The 19,292-nt window shown below is 64.3% G+C and carries 12 protein-coding genes; all 12 read right to left on the reverse strand.

What is annotated here, in order from left to right; translation table 11 throughout:
* Positions 1–546 precede the first annotated feature (546 nt).
* Positions 547–4,389 carry an AAA family ATPase gene (locus AC1AZA_RS10930; protein ID WP_476514683.1) on the reverse strand — a complete coding sequence of 1,281 codons (3,843 nt, stop codon included), beginning with the start codon at positions 4,387–4,389 and terminating at the stop codon, positions 547–549.
* 12 nt (positions 4,390–4,401) lie between these two features.
* On the reverse strand, positions 4,402–5,973 hold the full coding sequence (locus tag AC1AZA_RS10935; protein WP_476514684.1) for a bifunctional folylpolyglutamate synthase/dihydrofolate synthase: 1,572 nt from the start codon (positions 5,971–5,973) through the stop codon (positions 4,402–4,404).
* Between the two features lie 77 nt (positions 5,974–6,050).
* The gene (locus AC1AZA_RS10940) at positions 6,051–6,989 is read right to left on the reverse strand and encodes an RluA family pseudouridine synthase (protein ID WP_476514685.1); all 939 of its coding nucleotides are present in this window, start codon (positions 6,987–6,989) and stop codon (positions 6,051–6,053) included.
* Positions 6,986–7,603 (reverse strand): signal peptidase II, encoded by a 618-nt coding sequence (locus tag AC1AZA_RS10945; protein ID WP_476514686.1) that lies wholly within the window; start codon positions 7,601–7,603, stop codon positions 6,986–6,988. Before AC1AZA_RS10945 ends, AC1AZA_RS10940 begins: the two co-directional genes overlap by 4 nt.
* Positions 7,604–7,606: 3 nt before the next feature.
* Positions 7,607–8,914 carry a DivIVA domain-containing protein gene (locus AC1AZA_RS10950; protein WP_476514687.1) on the reverse strand — a complete coding sequence of 436 codons (1,308 nt, stop codon included), beginning with the start codon at positions 8,912–8,914 and terminating at the stop codon, positions 7,607–7,609.
* A gap of 110 nt (positions 8,915–9,024) precedes the next feature.
* Complete coding sequence (locus tag AC1AZA_RS10955) at positions 9,025–9,306, reverse strand: YggT family protein (protein ID WP_476514688.1); 282 nt, start codon at positions 9,304–9,306, stop codon at positions 9,025–9,027.
* A gap of 99 nt (positions 9,307–9,405) precedes the next feature.
* On the reverse strand, positions 9,406–9,876 hold the full coding sequence (locus AC1AZA_RS10960; RefSeq protein ID WP_476514689.1) for a cell division protein SepF: 471 nt from the start codon (positions 9,874–9,876) through the stop codon (positions 9,406–9,408).
* A 28-nt stretch (positions 9,877–9,904) separates the two neighbouring features.
* Complete coding sequence (gene ftsZ / locus AC1AZA_RS10965) at positions 9,905–11,107, reverse strand: cell division protein FtsZ (protein ID WP_476514690.1); 1,203 nt, start codon at positions 11,105–11,107, stop codon at positions 9,905–9,907.
* Between the two features lie 163 nt (positions 11,108–11,270).
* The gene (gene dusB / locus AC1AZA_RS10970; protein ID WP_476514694.1) at positions 11,271–12,497 is read right to left on the reverse strand and encodes a tRNA dihydrouridine synthase DusB; all 1,227 of its coding nucleotides are present in this window, start codon (positions 12,495–12,497) and stop codon (positions 11,271–11,273) included.
* A gap of 25 nt (positions 12,498–12,522) precedes the next feature.
* The gene (locus tag AC1AZA_RS10975) at positions 12,523–13,998 is read right to left on the reverse strand and encodes a glycine--tRNA ligase (protein ID WP_476514691.1); all 1,476 of its coding nucleotides are present in this window, start codon (positions 13,996–13,998) and stop codon (positions 12,523–12,525) included.
* Between the two features lie 155 nt (positions 13,999–14,153).
* Positions 14,154–15,476 (reverse strand): ABC transporter substrate-binding protein, encoded by a 1,323-nt coding sequence (locus AC1AZA_RS10980; RefSeq protein WP_476514692.1) that lies wholly within the window; start codon positions 15,474–15,476, stop codon positions 14,154–14,156.
* Positions 15,477–15,656: 180 nt separating this feature from the next.
* A complete protein-coding gene (locus AC1AZA_RS10985) occupies positions 15,657–18,842 on the reverse strand; it encodes a glycosyl hydrolase 115 family protein (protein ID WP_476514693.1) in 3,186 nt (1,061 codons plus the stop codon).
* Positions 18,843–19,292: the final 450 nt, after the last annotated feature.

A 19,292-nucleotide genomic window follows, 5' to 3' on the forward strand; every position in this document is an offset into this window, starting at 1 on the left:
ACCACCAGCGCCGGCCACGGCCGCACCTCGCCAAGGCCAAAGCGAAGCACGCCCATCACAACCAACCCGGACACGACCACATCAACCCCTCACAAGGTTGACAAAAACATAGGAACACCCCCCCCGATAGCCGCCGGCAAAGAACCGTTCAGCCCACCACGCAGCGTGGCGCGCCCGCATATATTTTCGATTCGTGTGGCGGTTTTACGGCGCCACCCTAAGTATCAACCGTACCATTGTGGCCAAATGCTAACGGCGGTACTAGGCACCCGCACCGAAAACCACCACACGAATCGGAAATATCATCCGCATGCCGGCCCGGAAATACCCGCAACATCCTCACACAGCGTAGCTTGGCATCGATTGTGCCTCGTACCGCCGAAAAATACGCCGTCCGTACACATGGCCACGTCATGGAGATCGTCCGCCGCCCATGGCGCACCGATCGGTAAACCGCTAAGACTTGAACATCCCCGGTCCGAGGCGAAGTCACCTGCAGCCAACAGCAGCTGCCAGATCTGCACGACCGGCAATGACATTTCCCTCTCAGGACGAGGATCCAAGCCGCTGACTCACCACGGCGGTCACGCCGTCCGCGCGCATGGTCACGCCGTACAGGGCGTCCGCAATGCTCATGGTGCGCTGCTGATGCGTGATGATGATGAGCTGGGCGTGCTCGCGCAGGGCGTTGAACGCGCCGATGAGCCGGGTGAGGTTCACATCATCCAGAGCGGCTTCCACCTCGTCCATCACGTAGAACGGGCTGGGGCGCGCGGTGAAGATGGCGAACAGCAGGGCCAGTGCAGTGAGGGACCGCTCCCCGCCGGACAGCAGGCTCAACTGCTTGACGCGCTTGCCGGCCGGGCTGGCCTCCACGAGCACGCCGGTGGTGAGCAGGTCGTCCGGGTCCTCGAGTCGGAGTCGGCCGCGCCCACCGGGGAACAGCATGGCGAACATGCGCTCGAAGGCTGCGGCCGTGTCCTCGAAGGCCGAGCGGAACACTTCGACCATGGTGGAGTCCAGATCCTTGATGAGCCCCATGAGGTCGTCGCGCGACTGCACCACGTCGTTGCGCTGGTCGTTCAGGTACTGGTTGCGGGTCTGCAGCGCGTCGTATTCCTCGGTGGCCAGCGGGTTCACTTTGCCGAGCGCGGTCAGGTCCTTGCGTGCCTTGTCCAGACGTTTGCGTTGTTCGGCGCGATCGTATGGCACGGTTCGGTATGCGGGTTCGGCGGAGTCTCCGTCCCCGACTCCCTCGGATTCAGCTTCAGGATCGCCCGCCGTTCCCGCATCGTCCAGCGGCATGGGCCGTCCCTGCTCGTCGAGCACCGGCACCGGCCGGTCGGGACCATACTGCGCGATGAGATCGTTCACGTCCATGCCCAGATCGTCCGCGATCTTCTGCGTGATCTGCCCCACCTGTCCGGCTACGCGCTCCCGGTCCACGTCCAATGCGTGCTCCCGCGCGGTCAGATCGTTCACCTGCGGGTCGATGCGGTCACGCTCGGCGCGCAACGCCTTGAGCTCGCGCGTCTTGCTTGACGCCTCGGCCTGCAGGGCGTCTCGCCGGGCGGTCGCATCCGCAATGTACCGGCCAATGAGTTCGGCTATGTCGCTCGCATCCGCAGCGATGCCCTGCGCATGCTCGGCCTGCTCCCGCCGCTTGGCATTGAGCCGTTCGATGCGCGCCCGGCGTTCCGTTGCCTCGCGCGCCTGATCGTGCAGTAGCCCGGCCTGACGTTCCAGGGAGTCGGCCTTGCGCTTGGCCTCGCTCCACGCGATCTTGGCTGTGACCTCGCGTTCCCGGGATTCGGTCAGTGACCGTTCCAGCGTTGTTTCACGCGCGGCTAATTCGTCCGAATCGGCATGGCCCGAGCCGGATTCCTGCGCCGCTTCCAGAGCGAGTCGCAGATCGTCCAGTTTGAGCCGATGGGTTTCGTTGTCCTCTTCCACCGTAGCGATCTTGGTGTCCAGAGCCTTGATCTGCCGCTCAAAGCCGGCAACGCGGTCCGCCGCGGATTTGAGCGACTTGACGACCTGCTGCGCCTTGAGCCGCGCTTCGGTGCGCCGGCTGGATTCGCGGTCCACGGCGAGCCGTGCCGCGTCCCGATCCGCCTTGGTCCGGGCGACCTGCTGCTCGACTTCAGCGAGTTCTCCGCTGAGCGTTTCCGCCTGTTGCAGGGCCTTGTCACGCCGGGCGGCCAGCGACAGGTCGGACTGGGACAGAGACGACCCGCCGGTGCCGGCCACGGCATTGAGTGTCTCCCCGTTGACGGTGACCGCTTCACGCCAGCCGGCCGCAAGGGCCTCGCGGGCATCGGGCAGCGAATCGACCGCGGCCACGTCGGCGAGCAGCGTGCGCACGGCACGGACTACGCCCTCGGCGGCAGTGGAATCGGACGCGTGCGGGTTCGGTGCCACGAACACGGCCACGGACCGCCACCGGGCAGAACCGCGCGAAGATTCGGCACGTGAACGTTCACTGTCGGAAGGTTCACCGTCGGAATGCCCGCCGCTCGAGGATTCGACGCGGTCGGACCCGGTATGCTCAGGATCAGCGTCACCGGACACGCCGCCAGAACGTTCACTTCCGGCAAGGTCTCCGTCAGCGCCCAAATTATCCAAATCAGCCAAGTCGGAGCCCCAACCGACACCCAAGCCACCGCCCAAACCGCCGCACGCCCCGGCCGCCAGCACCACCGCCCTGCCGAGCCGGTCGTTCCGCGCCCGGTCCAGCGCATGCACCACGTTGCCCATGCCCGGTACCACGATCGCCCCGGCGAACGCATCCAGCGCGTGTGCCACGGCTTCCTCCCAGCCGTCCTCCACGTGGATGAAGTCGGCGAGCCGTCCCATGGCCGCCACGTCCCTGTCGCGCTCAAGTTCCCCGGAGGCATTGCGGCTGTCGAGCGTGTCATGCAAGGCATCGGCCTTGGCTTTCAGCGAGATGATCCGCCCGTTGAGCTCTCGCTGTCGGTCCTCCAGACCGTTCAATGCTTCCTGCCGTTCGGCCAGCTCGGCGCGTGCCGCCTCCAGCGCCGTGCCCGCCTTGCCGTCGTCATCGCCGATCGCATCCGCCTCGCGTTCCATGCCTTCGCGTTGCGCACGCGCGTCCTCGAGCTGTTTCTCCAGTGCCTCGCGCTGCCCGGCGAAGTCCTTGGCGCGCGTTTGCGCCAGTTCCGCGGCCGCCTCCTCCCGCGCGATGAGCGCGTTGAGACCGGCTATCTTCGACTCGCGCCGCTGCGCGGTTTTGCGCAGTTCGGTGAGGGTCTGGCGCACGGAGGCCAGTTTCCGTTCGCCATCGGCACGCTGTTCGGTCGCCTTGTCCAGGGCTAGCCGAGCATCCTCCACGGCGCTGCGCTGGGTCGCGGCCTGTCCGTCAAGTTCCGTGGCGCGGCGTTCCAGCAGGTCCGGGTCGTCCCCCATGTGATCGATCACCTGCCCGAGCAGGGACCGCCCACGCTCCCCCGCCACCTGCGCGAGCGAACGGTAGCGTTCCTGCAGCTGCGCGTAGCGATGCCAGACCTCGTTCACGCGCGCGATGGCGGGACTGGACTGGCTGGCCAGTGCCTCCACCTGTTCGATGCGCACCTTCACACCGGCCAGTTCCCGCTGCGCCTCGGCCAGTTTGCCCCGCACTTCAGTGAGCTGCGAGCGCAGTTCGTCGCGCTGCCGCAACGCGCGCACGGCGTCGTCGGCGTAGAGGCGGGACTGCGCGTCGCGCACGATCACCTGAATCGCCTCCGCCCGCCGGGAGATGCGCGCCTGACGGCCGAGAGGCCCGAGCTGGCGGTGGATTTCACCGAGCAGATCATCCAGCCGAGACAGATTCTGCTCGGTGTTGGCGAGCTTGCGCAGTGCACGTTCCTTGCGCTTGCGGTGCTTCAGGATGCCGGCCGCCTCCTCGATGAACGCACGGTGGCCGGACGGGTCGGCCTTGAGGATCGCATCGAGCCGCCCCTGCCCCACGATCACATGCATCTGCTGGCCCAGACCCGTGTCGGAGAGCAGCTCCTGAATGTCCAGCAGACGGCATGCGGAGCCGTTGATGGCGTACTCGGAGCCGCCGTTGCGGAAGATGGTGCGGGAGATGGTCACTTCCGTGTAGTCGATGTCCAGCGCATGGTCGGTGTTGTCGATTGTGAGGGACACCTGCGCGCGACCGAGCGGCGGGCGGGAGGACGTGCCGGCGAAGATCACGTCCTCCATCTGCGTGCCGCGCAACGCCTTGGCGCCCTGCTCACCCATCACCCAGGCGAGCGCGTCCACGATGTTCGACTTTCCGGAGCCGTTGGGCCCCACCACGGCCGTGATGCCGGGCTCGAAGCGCAGCGTGGTCGCGGAGGCGAAGGACTTGAAGCCCTTCAGGGTCAGCTCCTTGAGGTACATGCGCCGGCTCCGTCAGTCCCCGAGGTTCGGTTCGATGCGCCCGCCGTCGTCGAAACCGCCGAAACCGCCGTCAAAGTCTCCGTCGGAACCGTCAGCGTGATCGTTCACACCGTCGCCCGTCCTGCCGTCCGACGCGCTTTCGCCGTCCGCAGCGCCGTCGCCGTCCGCCACGCGCTCGGCCTTCGGCTTGGCCAGCTCCGGGTTCCTGCGCTCCTTGAGCAGCGTGCGCGCGTCGCCGGCGGTCACGAAGCTGCCGCAGATGAGTACGCCGCGCCCGTAGCCCACGCCGGTTTCGTCGGCGGCGTCCACCAGGTCCACGGCGGTCTGGATGGCGTCGGGCAGGTCGTCGCGGCGGATCACGCGGTCCGGCCCGAACACCCTGACGGCCACCTTCTCGAGTTCGTCGGCGGGCATCACGCGCCCGCGCCACGAGTTTTCCGTCACCACGATCTGGCTCAGGACCGGCTCCAGCACGCCCAGATACTGCTCGACCTGCTTGTCCGCCATCATGGCCACCACGCCCACGAGCTGTTCGAAGTCGTAGTTTTCCTCGATGGCGGCGCGCAGCGATTCGGCCGCGTTCACGTTATGCCCGCCGTCGATGATGATGGTCGGCGAGGTGCGAATCTGTTCGATGCGTCCGGGGATCTTCACGCCGCTCAGCGCCTCGGCCACCGCGTCGCCGTCGAGCGCCCCGTTGACGGGGATCACCACTTCGGCGGCGGCCAGTGCGGCGAGCGCGTTGTGGGCCTGATGTTCGCCGAATTTGGCGATGGGCACCTCCGTGTACGTGCCGTTGGGCGTGCGCAGCGTGGCGACCTGACCGCCCACGGCCGGCATGCGGGAGACGACCTCCGTCTCGTAGCCGTCGCGCAGCAGGCGCGCATGGCATGCGCGGGCCTTGTCCTCGATGATGGACATGACCTCATCCTCGTGCGGCTGCGGGCCGACGACGACCGTGCAGTCGGGCTTGATGATGCCGGCCTTGTGCTCGGCGATGTCCTCCACGGTGCTGCCCAGCCACTGCATGTGGTCCATGTCGATCGGTCCGATGATGGCCGCGTCCGCGTCGAGCACGTTGGTCGCATCGTCGCGGCCGCCCATGCCCACTTCCACCACGGCCACGTCCACGGGGGCGTCGGCGAACTTCCAGATGGCCATGGAGGTGAGCACCTCGAAGAAGCTCATCTTCGGCTTGCCCTGCTCGGCCATCTTCATGTCCACCATGTCCACGAGGTCCTTGATCTGGTCCCACGCGTCGGCGAAGTCGTCGTCGGAGAGCTCCTGACCGTCGATGGCGATGCGCTCGTTGATGCGCTCCAGATGCGGCGAAGTATACAGACCGGTGCGCAGACCGTACGCGCGGCAGATCGCCTCGGCCATGCGCGCGGTGGAGCCCTTGCCGTTGGTGCCGGTCACGTGGATCACGCGGAATGACTGCTCCGGGTGGCCCAGCAGGTCCAGCATGAGGGTCATGCGGTCCAGATCGAGGTTGGTGTGATTGTGCTCCGGCGGACGCTTCATGATCTCGCGCTCCACCTCGCGGATGGTTTCGCCGTTCCTGTTTGGATGCTCGAATGACATGCTGTCTGTCTCTTTCTGCCTCTGCTCTTCGTTCCTGTTCGCGCGCGCTGTCCGCCCGCTCCGGCCTCTGCGATTCCTCACACGTTCGTTTCCCGGCGTGCGGCGGCTCTCTGGCGCATCACGTCCAGCGCGTGGCTCAGATCGGCCGGGTACCGGCTTTCCACGGTGGTCCATACGCGGGTGCGTGGGTGCCGGAATTCGAGCCGCATGGCATGCAGCCACTGGCGGTCCAATCCCACCGCCGCGGACAGCTTCGGGTTGGCTCCGTACATCGGGTCGCCCACGAGGGGGTGACCGATGGAGGAGAAATGCACGCGTATCTGGTGGGTGCGCCCGGTTTCGAGGTTGACGGAGACGAGTGTCGCCTCGCCGAAGCGTTCCATCACGTCCCAGTGCGTGATGGCCTCCTTGCCGGCGGGGGTGACGGTGAACCGGAAGTCGGAGACCTTCGCCCGGCCGATGGGCGCCTCGATGGTGGCCCGGTCCTGCCGCAGGTTGCCCTGCACCAGCGCGTGGTAGGTCTTCTTCACTTCATGCTCGGCGAACTGCCGGCGCATCTCCTTGTAGGCGAGCTCGGACTTGCACACCAGCATGAGTCCGGAGGTGCCCACGTCGAGCCGAGAGACGATGCCCTGCCGTCCGGGCGCCCCGTAGGAGGTGATGTGCACGCCGCGGTCGAGCAGGCTGCCGAGCACGGTCGGTCCGCTCCAGCCCACGGAGGCGTGTGCGGCCACGCCCACGGGCTTGTCCACCACTACCACGTCGTCGTCCTCGTAGACGATCGCCATGTCGTCGGCCACCGGTTCTGAGGCGGGGGCTTCGTCGTGCAGGTCGAATTCCAGGCTTTCGCCGGCCATGAGCGTGGACGATTTGGCGATATCGCGCGCGAGGGAACGCACCTGACCGGTGGCGATGAGTTCGCTGGCCTTGGCGCGGGACATGCCGAGCATCTTGGCCACGGCCACGTCCAGCCGCTTGCCGATCAGCGCGTCGGGTGCGGGAAGGATTCGGCTCATCGGACGGTCGGCTCCTCCGGATCTTCCGTATGCCCTGCCTGCCCGGATTCCTGTGCGCCAGCAGTCCCGGAGGCGTTCTCAGTGGAATTCTCGGCGTCCTTACGCGCCTCGAGGTCCTTGCGCCCGAACGGCTCGCCCACGAAGATGAGCACCACGATGCCGATGCCGGCCACCATGAGGAAGATGTCCGCCACGTTGCCGATCGACCACCCGTAGTCGAGGAAGTCGACGACCTTGCCGTTGAGGAACCCGTCCGCGTAGGCGATGCGGTCAATCAAATTGCCCACCGCCCCGGCGAACGCCAACGCCAACAGGACCTCCCAGCGCATGGAGACGGTACGCACGGCCATCCAAACGATCGCCACGCACGCCGCGATGGCGATGAGAGAGATGAGCCATGTTGCCCCTGACCCCATGCCCAGCGAGGCGCCGGGATTGTGCACGAGTCGCAAAGCCAGAAGCCCCGGGATCACGCGGATGGATGCCATTTCGCTCAGATGCGTGAGGGCGAGCGCCTTGGTGATCTGGTCGATCGCCAGCGCCACCGCCGCCACGCATGCGAAGACGGCCACGCGCCCACGCGCAGCCGCCTTGCCTTCACACTGTTGGGACATGGATCAGTGCTTGCCGGGGTAGTTGGCCTCGACGTTCTGGAACGCGTTCGTGTCCGACACCTGATTGACCAGCTGGCCGAGGAACTCGGTCAGGCGGCTGCGGTATTCGGCTTCGAACTGCTTGAGGCCCTGAATGTTGCCTTCGATGACCTTGGACTGCGTGATGAGCTTGTCCTTGACGTCCGCCGCGTACTTGTCGGCGCCGTCGCGGGTCTGCTTGTCGTACTCCTGAGCGCGCTTCTGGACTTCCTGCTCGTAGGTTTCCAGCTCGTTGTGCTTGTTCTTGGAATAGGTGTCCGCGTCCTGACGGGTCTTGACGGAGTAGCCGTCCGCATCGGAGCGCACGCGCTCGGAGTAGGCGTCGGCGTCGTTGTGGACGCGCTTGGAGTAGTCGTCGGCCTCGGTGCGGGTGCGGGTGGAGTAGTCGTTCGCCTTGGAGACGGCCTCGTCGTGCTTGGCCTGACCGTCGGCGATGAGCTCGGCGCCCTTGGCCTTGCCCTTGTCCACGTACTGGTCGTGCAGCTGCATGGCGAGAGTGAGCATGGCGGTGGCGCGCTCGGGCTCGCTGGTGGCGTCCGCACCGGCGCCGGCGATCTTCTTGAGGCTGCCGGTCTCGGTGGACGGCTCGATCTTGGCGACCTGCTCGCGCAGGGACTCCTCGCGCTGCTTGGATTCCTGAAGCTGCTTGTTGAGGGCCTCGATCTGCGCGTTGGCCTGACCGGAGACCTGCTGGATCTGGGCCTTGGCCTGCTCAACCTGAGCGGAGGTCGCGGCGGCCTGGCTCTTGGCCTCGGCGAGCTCGTTGGTGAGCTGTTCGTTGCGCTTCAGGGCCTCCGTGCGCTCGTTCTGCACGGCGGCGAGCTGGTCGGCGAGGGCCTTGGCGTTGTCGCCGCCCTGAGCCGCCTGCGCGGTGAGCTGGTCGATCTGCTTGTTGAGCTGGTCGACCTGGCCCTTGAGCTGTTCGTTCTGGGAGGCGAGGGCCTTGGCGTTCTCCTCAGCCTCGGCGATCTTGCCCGCAACGGCGGCGGCGTCGGCGTTCTGCGCGGTGGCGCCGGACTTGAGCTGGGCGTTCTCGGCACGCGCGGCGTCGAGCTGGGCACTGAGCTCGGAGATCTTGGCGTTCAGCGGGGCCACGTCCGGTCCCAGCGACTGGGTCGAAGCACCGGCGGCGACGGCCTGCTTGGTCAGGGCCTCAACGGTCTCGGTCACCTGATCCAGGAAGTCGTCGACCTCGTCGACATCGTAGCCTTCCTTGAAACGGACGGTCTGGAAGGTATGCTCCCTGATATCTTTGGGCGTCAACAGAGCCATATTCAATCCCACCTCACTTTGGGGCTATGCCTTACTATGCCTAACTAAACAGTGGCTTCAAATTCCGATGCTATCACGATACGGTCCCTTATGACCCCGAGAACCGCGATTCAGATGAGGATTTTGAGCACCGCGAGACCGAACCACAGCACCATGAAGCTCACGTCCAAATACATCGCCCCCATGGGGATGGGCCGGATGTACCGCCTGAGCCACCGCAGGGGCGGCTCGGTGACCGTGTACACGGCGGAGACGAGGGTGGCGACCACGCCGCGCGGGTACCACGTGCGGGAAAAGACGCTGACCCAGTCAAGGATCATGCGCACGAACAGAATGAGCATGTAGGCATCGATCGCCAGATCGATGATGAAACGCAACAGATAGAGCAGCATGACGCCCACCCTACCATCGCCATGCGGCCGTCAGCTGGGAGCAAACTGGACGACCGCTGAATGCGGGTTTGCTTTTCGGCCACCCGCCCCGCCTTGCGCTCAGTCCGCGAACAGGTCGTGCGCCGGAGAGGAGGCCTGCGGCTCCTCCACCTTGATGTTCACCTGCGCGGGGCTCAGCAGGAACACGCGCGGGGTGACACGCTCGATGGAACCGCGCACACCGAACACCACGCCGGCGGAGAAGTCCACGATGCGGTAGGCCACGGCCTCCGCCACGCCCGTGAGGTTGAGCACCACGGGCACGCCGTCGCGGATCGCGCGGCCCACCAGCTGGGCATCCTCGTAGGTCTTGGGGTGAATGGTGGTGATGCGGTTGATGCGTCCCTGCGGGAACGGGGTGGTGTTCTCGCGCGGCTTCGCGGTGGCGGCGGGCGTGGGCTGCGGCGTCACCGAATGATCGGAGTCGAACGAGGTCGAGCCCGTCTCGGCGGCGGCAGTCGCGTCGTCATCCTCATCCACCACGTCGGCCATGCCGAGGTAGGACATCGCGTTCTTCATGAATCCAGCCATGTCAGCTCCTTACGTTCGCCGTCCCGCGTCAGCGCAGGAAGTCCGGGATGTCCAGGTCGCCGGCCGGGTCGCTCTGCGGCAGCGGGGCGGCTGCGGGACGCACCACGCGGGTTTCGCTCGTCTCGTCGAAGCCGGCCTGCTGGGCCGGGGCGGCCGGAGCCTGCTGCACGGGTTGCGCCGCCGGGGCGGGCTGGGCCTGCTGGGGTGCGGGCTTGTAGTCGGTCAGCGGCTTGACCTCCACGGCATCCTCCGTCTTGGCGTCGTCCTTCTTGCCGGTCGGGTCGAAGCCTGCCGCGATGACGGTGACGCGCACCTCGTCGCCGTAGGAGTCGTCCAGCGCAAGGCCCCAGATGATCTGTGCTTCGGGGTGGATGGCGTCCTGCACGAGCTGGGCGGCCGCGTAGGCCTCCTGCATGCTCAGGTCGGTGGGGCCGGCCACGTTGATGAGCGCACCGTGGGCCCCCTCGATGCTTTCCTCCAGCAGCGGGGAGCTGATGGCGATCTCCGCGGCCTGGGTGGCGCGATCCTCGCCCCGCGCGGCGCCGATGCCGAACAGCGCGGTGCCGGAATCCTTGAGGATGGCCGTCACGTCGGAGAAATCGACGTGGATGTACGAGTTCATGGTGATCAGGTCCGTAATGCCCTGAACGCCGTCGAGCAGCGCCTTGTCCGCTGTCTTGAAGGCGTCGATGACGGAGACCGTGCGGTCGGACAGGTCGAGCAGACGGTCGTTGGGGATGACGATGAGCGCATCGACTTCCTTGCGCAGGTTCTCGATGCCGGAGTCTGCGGAGGCGGAGCGACGGGGGCCTTCGAAGGTGAACGGACGGGTGACGACGGCGATGGTGAGCGCGCCCTGCTGACGGGCCGAACGGGCGACGATGGGGCTGGCGCCGGTGCCGGTGCCGCCGCCCTCGCCGCAGGTCACGAAGACCATGTCGGAACCCTTGAGCACCTCGTCGATGTCGGACTGATGGTCCTGGGCAGCCTTGGCGCCCTTCTCCGGGTCGGCGCCGGCGCCCAGACCGCGGCTGGTCTTGTCGGACAGGGAGATCTTCACATCCGCATCGGAGCGCAGCAGATCCTTCGCGTCGGTGTTGATGGCAACGAATTCGACGTTCTGCAGGCCCTCGGCGATCATACGGTTGACCGCATTGCCGCCGGCGCCACCTACACCCACGACCTTGATGGTGGTGCGGTCATTGAATTCTTCCTGGGCAATCTCGCTCACGGTTTGGCTCCTGTCACTCACGGTTATGCTCCACTGTATCGCAGTGTCTCCACCAGACTATGGATATTGTATGGCGTGTATCGCCGGTTTGGCCAACGACTTTTCCAAAGGCTTTCCAAAGGCGACACGCCGGCGTTTTCCGCGCATCCCGCGCATCCGTCCGTCAGTAGCTCGCATCCATCGGATCGTCGCCGAACAGCATCTCGCGCTCCTCGTGCGTGGTGGTCCTGGAATCGAGCCACCCGTACGGCAGGTGAACCTTCTTGGCGAACCGCACGCGCCCGCGCGGCTTGTCCGTCACGCGCGGCGGGTATTCGACCGTCGGGTCCAACCGTCCCGTCTCGCGGCGCACGTCCGCAAGGGACTCGCATTCCATGAACGCCTTGCGCGTCGAACCGCCCACGGGGAAGCCCTTCAGGTACCACGCGATGTGCTTGCGCAGATCGTGCACGGCCATGCGTTCGTCGCCGTCATAGAACTCCACGAGCAGTTCGGCATGGCGTTCGATCACCCGGCACACCTCCCCCAGATTGGGGTTCACGCGTTCCGGTTTACCGGCGAAGGCGTTGCGAATGTTGGCGAACAGCCACGGACGGCCCTGGCAGCCGCGCCCCACGGCCACCCCGTCGCACCCGGTCTCACGGACCATGGCGAGCGCGTCCTCGGCACCCCAGATGTCTCCGTTGCCGAACACCGGGATGCTCAGCGCGGCCTTGAGCTCGCCGATGCGGCTCCAGTCGGAGTGCCCGCCGTAATACTCGGCGGTGGTGCGCGCGTGCAGGGTGACGGCCTTGCAGCCCTCCTCCTGCGCGATGCGCCCGGCTTCGAGGAACGTCTCGTGCGCGTGGTCTATGCCGACACGGATCTTCGCCGTGACCGGAATGTTCGCCGTCTCGCACACCCTGACCACGCGGGAGATGAGTTCGGAGAAGATGTCGGTCTTCCACGGCAGGGCCGAGCCTCCACCGCGACGCGTGACCTTGGGCACCGGGCAGCCGAAGTTGAGGTCCACGTGGTCGGCCATGCCACCGTCCACCACGATCTTCGCCGCCTGCTCGGTGATCGACGGGTTCACGCCGTACAACTGCAGGGAGCGCACGCGCTCGCTCGGCGCGAACCGGCACAGCCTGAGCGCCTTGGGATTGCGGGCCACGAGCGCCCGGGCGGTAATCATCTCCGCCACATACAGGCCCTGTGGCCCATATTCCTCGCACAGCACGCGGAACGGCCAGTTGGTCACGCCGGCCATGGGCGAGAGCACCACCGGGGTGGGTACGTCGACAGGGCCGAGCTTCACCGGCGCGATGTGCACGGACTCGGGGAGCGTGGGGGTGTCATGACGCGGCGAGCGCGGATCCTGCCCGGTCTGGCAGTCCCCGCGCTCGTCGATGACGGTTTCGTCCGAATGCTGCAATTTAGTACAGACCGCCGGCTTCCTGGATCTTCACCTCGTCGCCGAACGGCTCGCCGCCCAGCTCCACGGGCTTCATGGGCACGCGGGTGCGGTGCTCGCCGATGCGGGCGTCCACATACTCGGCCACCTTGTTGAGGGCCACGCGCTCCTGGTTCATGGTGTCGCGGTCACGGATGGTGACGGCCTGATCCTCGAGGGTGTCGAAGTCAACGGTGATGCACAGCGGGGTGCCGATCTCGTCCTCGCGGCGGTAGCGGCGGCCGATGGCGCCGGACTCGTCGTAGTCGATCATCCACTCGTTCTGGCGCAGGTCCGCGGCCAGGTTCTGGGCCACGGACTGCAGCTCGGGCTTCTTGCTCAGCGGCAGCACGGCAGCCTTGACCGGGGCCAGACGCGGGTCGAGGCGCAGCACGGTGCGCTTGTCCACGCCGCCCTTGGTGTTCGGGGCCTCGTCCACGTCGTACGCGTCCACGAGGAAGCACATCAGGGAACGGGTCAGGCCGGCGGCGGGCTCGATCACGTACGGCACGTACTTCTCGCCGGTGGCCTGGTTGAAGTAGCTCAGGTCCTCGCCGGAGTGCTTGGCGTGTGCGGAAAGGTCGAAGTCTGTGCGGTTGGCCACGCCCTCGAGCTCGCCCCAGTCGGAACCCTGGAAGCCGAACTTGTACTCGATGTCCACCGTGCGCTTGGAGTAGTGCGCGAGCTTCTCCTTGGGGTGCTCGTAGTGGCGCAGGTTCTCCGGCTTGACGCCCAGATCCAAGTACCACTGGGTGCGGGCGTTGATCCAGTACTGGTGCCATTCCTCGTCCGTGCCGGGCTCCACGAAGAACTCCATCTCCATCTGTTCGAACTCGCGGGTGCGGAAGATGAAGTTGCCGGGGGTGATCTCGTTGCGGAAGGACTTGCCCATGTTCGCGATGCCGAACGGCGGCTTGGAACGCGAGGATGTCATGACGTTCTTGAAGTCCACGAAGATGCCCTGCGCGGTCTCCGGGCGCAGGTAGTGCAGGCTGTTCTCGTCTTCCACGGGTCCGAGGTGGGTGCGCAGCATCATGTTGAAGTCGCGCGGTTCGGTCCACTGGCCGCGGGCGCCGCAGTCGGGGCAGACGATGTCCTTCATGCCGTTCTCCGGCAGCTTGTCACCGTGCTTCTCCGCGTAGGACTCCTCCAGCTTGTCCGCGCGGTTGCGCTTGTGGCAGTTGAGGCACTCGACCAGCGGGTCGTTGAACACCGCCACGTGTCCGGAGGCGACCCACACCGGGGTGGGCAGGATGATGGAGGTGTCCACGCCCACGATGTCCGGGCGGGTGACGACCATCGAGCGCCACCATTCGCGCTTGATGTTGTCCTTGAGGGCCACGCCGAGCGGACCGTAATCCCATGCGGAACGGGTGCCGCCGTAAATCTCGCCGGCGGGGAACACGAAACCGCGACGCTTCGCGAGGGACACTACTTCATCAAGTTTGGACTGAGCCACAATGCACCTTCTGGTTTGAACGGTTTGGGGACTTTGCTTAGCCGCTTCAGCATACCGTCATGCGGTGACAGGGCGGACGGCCAAGAAAAGGGCCGCCGGACCTTCCATGGTCCGACGGCCCTTCTCCCCTGTCAGTGAACGTTCACTTCAATATGTCAGGATGCGCTGGTGATGGACGAATTCATCTCCTCGATCATGGCCTTCGCTGCTTCCGCGGGCGTCTGCTTGCCGAAGACCACGGCTTCCTGATAACGCCCGATGGTCTTCATGATGTCCGAAGCTCCGTTCGGCGTAATTTCCGGAGCTTCGCCACCGGTCACCTTCTCGAAGGTATCCACGAAGTCCATGGCCTTCTTATCCGGTCCTTCCAGCGTCTTGGCCAGAGAGGCACGGACCTTGTTGTTCGCCGGGATGCCACGTTCGGTGCCGATAATCTTACCTGCGGTCTCGCTATTGACCAGATAGTCGACGAGCATGGCGGCTTCGGCCGGATGCTGGGATCGCGAGGAAACGGACCAGTACATGCCGGGCTTGATATATCCCCAGCCCCCCTTGGTATCCGACGGCATGTTGACCAGCACCATGTTCTCGGTGCCGGCGGCCTTGGAATACGCGGTGATCTGTGTGGACTGGGTAAAGTTCAGCGCAGCCTTGCCCGTGCCGAATGCACTCTGGTCCACGCCAAGACCGGACTGCTCAGCCCAGCGGTTGCCGTCACCGCCCATTCCCGCCTTGATGAGATCGAGCGTCTTGTCGAAGAACTTGGCAAGCGTCCCCTCGGAAATAACCATCTTGCCGCCCTTGAACAGATCCTCGCCATGCTGACGCGCCCACAGCGTCAGACCATAGCCATTATTGGGCATCAATGCACCTACGACCTCTCCGTTGGACTTGTCGTAGATTTCCTTCTGGAAATCATTGAACTCGTCCCACGTCCAGCTGTCGGTGTTGTCCGGCAGCTTCACACCCAATTTGTCAAGGATATCAAGGTTTACGGCCAGGCCGAACGGCGTAGTGGACTGCGGCATGGCGTACTGCTTGCCGTCATACTTTCCCATGTCCGCAACGGACTTGTCGAGCTCGTCGGTCTTCAGGAATTCCTTGGCTCGATCCAAATCCAATAGAGACCCCTGGGAACCGTAGGCAGCCAAGTACATTTCATCCATCTGGATCACATCCGGAGCATCGCCGCCCGCAATCGAAGTGGCAAGCTTGTCCCAATAACCGGACCAATCGGCATAGATCGCGTCAACCGTGATGTTCGGATGTTCCTTCTCGAACGCCTCAACAACTTTCTGAGTCTGTTTGATGCGGTTGTCGCCGCCCCACCAGTTGATGGTGATGGTGACATTCCCGTCCGACTTGGTCACCGGTCCATCGGACGCGGCGTCGTTGCCGCCGTTGCCGCACCCCGCCAGAGCCATGGACATTGCGCAGACCGCCGCAAATGCGGTGGAAAGACGCTTGGCATTTCGCATGTTCGTATCCTTTCGCACTCACCAGATGATCGTTCACCCCGGTGCTGAATTCCCTTGTGGCCACATCACTGTGGCCCCACCTCCCCAAAAAGTGAACGTTCACTTTTGAAGATGTTTTGATTATATTCCACATGCCGCCGACCGTCAACTTGAGTGTTGGCGACCGACGGCTGTTGGCGGCTACCCCAGCTCCGCAGGCAGCGTCGCCACGCCGCAAGTCCAGGAATCCTCCGGAGCCACGCTGTTCGGACTTTCGGAGCCCGATGTCAGCGAATCGTCAGGAGCCGAGGATTCCGCCTCCAGAGTCAGATGGGTGAACGTTATCGCCGCATCGCTGCGATAGATCACCACATCATGCCAGCCGACGGACGGCACACGCAGCATGCAGGTCAGCGGCTCGCTCATGCGCATGATGTTGCCCGCCCACCGCATATCCATCCAGTTGTTCGCGCCTCGCAACACGGCGCGGGACGGCACGTCGTCGTCCAAGCCGATCGCCGTACGGCATGAGAACGGGCTATCCGACAGATAGTCGTAATCGTGGCGGGGAGCGCACGACGTGTCACCACTCCCCTCGTTCAGGGTGGGGATGCGATGGAACGTCACGCGGTAGGTTCCCGATACGCGGAAATACACGTGGTATTTGAGCCGTGCGGCATCGGCGAAATCATGGTCCACGCGCGCAGCGGTCTCCGGGACCGCCTTCATGGCGCCGATTCTGGGCCCGAGCCCGCGCACCGGCAGCCAGAAATCGCCATGAACGCCTTTCTCGGACGCGCTCGGATGTACGGCATCGATCACGATGGCCACTCCCGTCTGCACGAACGAGGGCCCGTCGAACGCCACGATTCGCGGATCGGCTTCCACGGTGATCGTCGCCACCGGGACCGAAGCCGATCCCCGATCCCGATAAATCCGCACGGATCCGACCGCAACGCGATCCCGGTCAAGCCGTCCGTAATCGACAGAAACCATAACCCTGCGCTCCGATGTGATCGTTCCCTGCATTTCGGAAAGCCGTATCCACGGATCCGCCTCCGCGCGCCACCGTTCGCACTCTTCTCCGGTGGCAAACACGTCGATGTAGTGCCGTTCATGTTCCCGCTGCGCACCGAATCGCAGCAATCCGGTTCCGGCGACACTTGAGCCCTCCGCACAGGCTCCGATGTCTGCGATAGGCCGCGGAATCGCAAACCGGGAATCGTCCAGCAGCACTACGCCTTCGTTGCTCACGTAACCCGGCCAGTCGATCGGATGCGAATATCCGATTGCCTTGCGCCATTTGCCGCCATTCACATTCCAGAAACGCCGCTGGGCGGCTTCGATGTCCTTCACTGCGGCCAATGACAGATCACGGTATATCTGGGCGCTGCGATACCGTCCCTGAGCCGCGCACAGTCGATACTTCCAGAAGTACGCATACTCCCGCGCGACGGCCTCATACGAGATGACCGCATGGGTGAGCTGCAGATACAGCGAGGCTCTATCATCCTCGTCCATGACGCGTTCCACGGCTTCGAGCCGCTTGCGGATGGAACCGCAACGTTCCACGAGTCTCAGGGTTTCATCGCCGTTGGCCGTCGCGCTGAACGGAAACTCCCATGCCTCGTTGAATCCGGCGCTCTTCATGTTCGACGCATTGCCGACGCCATAGAACTCCGCGCGCTTGGTGCCGCACAACCGCGAATAGTCCGCGATCGCCGACGCTACTTCCCGTGCTTCGCCGCTTCCGAGTTGGAAGTCCCGTTTCGCATGCAACAGGTAGAACGTTTCCATGGCATCGTCCCCGGCGAAATCATCCACACGCCAGGACAAACGCGCATACAGTTCCATGGCGATATGCCCGGGAACGATATCCCCCACGTTGAGTATCCAGCAGGCCTTGGCCCCTGTCGCGTACGCGCGGCGCAGCTCCTGCACCATGAGCGGGTATTGGATCGAGTTGAGCCACAGCCAGCTTTTCGGATATCCCCAGTAGGACACGTGATAATACACGCCGGAGCCACCGGATCGTGAGCGTTCCCTTTCATCCGGCACTTGACGGAGATAGCCGTAGTTGTCCTCCGCCCACAGCAGGATCACGTCGTCGGGAATATGCTCGCGCAGCCCCGCGTTGTACAGCTCGCCCATCTCCTTGTAGGGCACGAACATCTGCGGCACCGCATCCGGAGCGCCGAACGCCTCAGCGATCAGGCGTCGCTGTTCGCGGATCACATCCGCCATCATCGCCACCTTGCTGCCGAAGGTTTTCGCCAAGTCCCGGCAACGGAACGAGCCATCATGCACGCCGCGGATGCCCAGCGGATAGATGTTCTCGAATTGCCGGTTCTCCTCCAACCGTTCGCGCCAATAGGCCAGAATGGCGTCCTTATGCCGCGTGTAGTCGAAGGTCGCCTCGCCTTCGTCCCCCATCCAGTCGTAATCGTCACGGTGAGCCTTCACCCATGGCTCCCACTCGCTGACGTTATTGCGCAGCAGCATCTCGCAGTGCGACGCCGAAACGATGATGCCATAGCGCATCGCCTCCTCGGCATTGACCATGTGATCGTTCTCGCGATATTCGTTGAAGCAACTCGTGCCGGGATGCATGGCAGGCCACAGCGTATTGAGCCGCAGGCGGAGCATGAGCTCGAATACATGCCTGTAGAAATTCACGTCCGGAGTGCCGTGACCGGCGGGGAAATGGTCCCCGCACCAATCAATGGTTCGCTCTTCGTCGTTGATGAATATGCCGCGGTACCGCACGTCCGGGCCATGTTCCAGCATGCCTTCGCCCGGCAGGCCCAGTTCCTCGATGTCAATGCGATCGCGAGTTTGCACCGGCGCATCCGCATACCAGTACCATGGCGATACGCCAATCATCTGCGAAATCTGATAGATGCCATAGATGGCGCCACGGGCGTCCGCTCCGGCGATCACCAGAGCGCGTGCAACCCCGGGCAAAGGATGCTCGACGGTTCGCAGCATGAAGGACTCGCGCTCCGAGCGCAGAGCATCCGCCTGCGGCAATCCGCCGTCTTGCTCCAGACTCTCCAGTATGGCGCTTTCGCCCAGCACTCCGACGATGACGGCATACGGCGTCTCTGTATTCTGTGAACGTTCGGATTTGAGTTCTGCGCCTTCCAGCACTCGCAGAGAAGGCACCTTGCCGGCATCGCGTCGATCAAGGTCAGCGGCCTGCAACGCATCGTCCACAACGAATGCGCGGCGCACCTCCTCGTAGGGAAGAGCCCCGGTGACCATGGCGATGTCCCGGCGCAAATCCCCGACAGCACGCATAACCTGCATATGTGTACGTTCACTGAAACGATGCCCCGCATATGAGCCATCCACAATGATCGGGCATGCAGTGCGGCCGTCATACATGCACGCACGTTGAGGAGAAAACATGGTGAACCTTTCAATAGCCGTTTCAGAAGGAAAGGCGACAGCTCCGAACGTTGATTCGAAAAGGAGGGGTGAAAACCTGTTCTTGCAACGCCGGAGCCGTGCACCTGAATTAATGGGAATCCCGTCTGGCAAAACGGGAAGATCGGTTACCGCCCTAGGTCTTTTTACATAAGTAGGGTTCGTGGCTCGTTGCTAGGGAGGAAAGGAATAAAAAAACAACAACGAGCCACGCCCCACGGATTGTTGGGTTATCGAGTCCCGTCTTGCGGCGGGAAGACTGTGTCGTCTGCCGACCGGTCCGGCCGGTTGTTACTTTCCGCCGGTGGTGGCGATGCCTTCGACGAGGTATTTCTGGCCGAAGCAGAACACGATGAACAACGGGATGATCGACAGCACGCTCATCGCGAACATCGGACCATAGGAGGA

It is taken from the genome of Bifidobacterium sp. LH_389 (assembly GCF_056357235.1).

What these genes read in the sequence shown, in the direction of transcription:
- AC1AZA_RS10930 (WP_476514683.1), bottom strand. Translation starts at nt 4,389, where the DNA reads ATGTACCTCAAGGAGCTGACCCTGAAGGGCTTCAAGTCCTTCGCCTCC.
- AC1AZA_RS10935 (WP_476514684.1), bottom strand. Translation starts at nt 5,973, where the DNA reads ATGTCATTCGAGCATCCAAACAGGAACGGCGAAACCATCCGCGAGGTG.
- AC1AZA_RS10940 (WP_476514685.1), bottom strand. Translation starts at nt 6,989, where the DNA reads ATGAGCCGAATCCTTCCCGCACCCGACGCGCTGATCGGCAAGCGGCTG.
- AC1AZA_RS10945 (WP_476514686.1), bottom strand. Translation starts at nt 7,603, where the DNA reads ATGTCCCAACAGTGTGAAGGCAAGGCGGCTGCGCGTGGGCGCGTGGCC.
- AC1AZA_RS10950 (WP_476514687.1), bottom strand. Translation starts at nt 8,914, where the DNA reads ATGGCTCTGTTGACGCCCAAAGATATCAGGGAGCATACCTTCCAGACC.
- AC1AZA_RS10955 (WP_476514688.1), bottom strand. Translation starts at nt 9,306, where the DNA reads ATGCTGCTCTATCTGTTGCGTTTCATCATCGATCTGGCGATCGATGCC.
- AC1AZA_RS10960 (WP_476514689.1), bottom strand. Translation starts at nt 9,876, where the DNA reads ATGGCTGGATTCATGAAGAACGCGATGTCCTACCTCGGCATGGCCGAC.
- AC1AZA_RS10980 (WP_476514692.1), bottom strand. Translation starts at nt 15,476, where the DNA reads ATGCGAAATGCCAAGCGTCTTTCCACCGCATTTGCGGCGGTCTGCGCA.
- AC1AZA_RS10985 (WP_476514693.1), bottom strand. Translation starts at nt 18,842, where the DNA reads ATGTATGACGGCCGCACTGCATGCCCGATCATTGTGGATGGCTCATAT.